1 protein-coding gene is annotated in these 523 nt (G+C 59.8%); it reads left to right on the top strand.

Features of this window, described 5'->3' with window-relative positions:
• Nucleotides 1-97: 97 nt before the first annotated feature.
• On the top strand, nt 98-517 hold the full coding sequence (locus tag NKJ84_RS33175; protein ID WP_352510030.1) for an IS5 family transposase: 420 nt from the start codon (nt 98-100) through the stop codon (nt 515-517).
• Nucleotides 518-523: the final 6 nt, after the last annotated feature.

Raw genomic sequence — 523 nt, 5'->3', positions numbered from 1 at the left:
AGGGCGGCGAAACGGACAATCTGATGATCGATGCCACCCATCTCAAAGCGCATCGCACTGCCGCCAGCCTCCTTAAAAAGGGGCTCTATCCCGATGTATCGGACGCAGCCGAGGCGGACTGACCACCAAGCTGCAAGTGGTCTGTGACGGCAAGGGACGTCCGCGGCTGCTGCATCTGAGCGAAGGGCAGGCCAATGATCACAAGACTGCTGCGGCAGTGATCGAGGATTTGCCCGCCGCCAAATCCCTGCTCGCCGATCGGGCCTACAGTTCAGCGGCCTTCCGCCAGGCGCTCGTCGAGCGCGGTATCACGCCATGCATCCCACCCCATGCCAAGCATCGTGTTCAGCACAGCTACGATCCTGTCCTATACCGACAACGCCACAGGATCGAGAACATGTTCGCACGCCTCAAAGACTGGCGACGCATCCACACCAGATACGACCGATGTGCTCACACCTTCCTGTCGGCGATCGCCTTCGCTGCAGCCTTCATCTTCTGGATCAATGAGTCCTGACCCTAG

The organism is Mesorhizobium sp. M0048 (genome assembly GCF_040323405.1).
GTDB lineage: Bacteria > Pseudomonadota > Alphaproteobacteria > Rhizobiales > Rhizobiaceae > Mesorhizobium.
Note: the sequence above shows the minus strand (reverse complement) of the source record. Positions and strands in the feature narration are given on the sequence as shown.